1 protein-coding gene is annotated in these 1,380 nt (G+C 57.0%); it reads left to right on the forward strand.

From position 1 onward, the window contains the following. Positions 1–233: 233 nt before the first annotated feature. Complete coding sequence (locus AC1DUU_RS32055; protein ID WP_476787323.1) at positions 234–827, forward strand: hypothetical protein; 594 nt, start codon at positions 234–236, stop codon at positions 825–827. Positions 828–1,380: the final 553 nt, after the last annotated feature.

Below are 1,380 nucleotides of genomic sequence, written 5' to 3' on the forward strand. Positions count from 1 at the left end.
CCACCCCATAGACGCTGTAGACCTTGGCACATCTGCTTCCAACGCAGGAAATGATTTTCCGCGGCTCATCTGGAGGCCTTCGGGTCCCGCTATGCGGACAGCTGCCGTTCGGCGCCGACAATCATGCTTCCGATCGGTAGCAATATGCGTCTCGCCATTTGCAGACGTAGTTATGAGATGGCATCATCGGCGAATGAGTACCGTCAATATGAGTTCGAAGTTCGATTAAGATCATGGAATTACCTCACAGCTTCAAAGCCTTCATGTTTCAGACCGGGGTCGATCGCATATGCGAAGCTTACCGTGTATCGGTCGCCACCATGGAGAAGGCCCACCGCGCAGCGCAAGAGTCCTATGCAAACTACGAAGCGAGCGGGGAGGATGACTCAGAATATGACGAAGATGGCTGTCTGATCCACAGCACTCGACATGCACTCAATTATGATGAGATGCACGCAGGCCTCGCGGTCACTGTCGTGCGGGAGGCATTCATCACCAGCGCATTCCGCTATTGGGAGCTTTCTGCACGAGGATGGACTGGCCTTTACGAGAGGAAGGACACATATCCAGTGCTGAGTGAGACGAGCGCCAAGAGGTATGCTGTAAGTCCGAAACTTGCAGAGTTGAATACCCTCAACAACCTTCTCAAGCATAGCGGCAGCGATAAGGCCCTTTCACTTTCGAGGATCCGTCCCGATTATTTTTCGCCGCTGTCTCCTGAGCAAGGCAGCGTCACCCATGAAAGCTTGAGGCTGCGCATCACACACGAGCATGTCGAGGAGGCGTTTGCAATCGTACGGGCATCGGGTCCAGCCTACGGCGTTTAAAGATCGCCCGCCCGCGAATGTCCCCTGTGGGGCCGGAAAGCCGACTGTCTGGTTTCGGCGCCTGCTCGCGACAAGCTGCCCTTCAGCTCCCGACTCCCGTTGCGGTCTTTCTGCCCAATTTGCCGCGACCCGAAACCCGCCATTCGAAGGTACCTGGCATTCGGCTTGCCGGGGCCGATTGTAGCGTGGCGGCTGTTGAGCGGACACTAGCAACGATCGGACTCTCAGCGCGTTCAGTGTAAGTGATCGTCGGACACGGTCGGACTGAAGTTATGGGATACGTTCCAAAAAAGGACGACGAGTTTGACCTCCGGTCCCGGTGAGCTCGCCGTTCCCCGGTTCAGCCTAGACTGTGACCAGTTCGGCCAGCTTCGCCGCTACATCCGCCATCGTGGACTCCGCCGTGTTTAGCCCGTTTCGCGAGGCCAGTAGGGGACTTACTTCGCGGAGAGCGTCATACGTTGTCTGATGCACGATGGGCACAAGTCGCTCGCCCGCCAGTAGTGCCGAAAGTTCCCTGTCGGCGACACCCCCTTTAGGGAGGGTACTCAGC

This window comes from Aminobacter sp. P4_H6_2 (genome assembly GCF_056400805.1).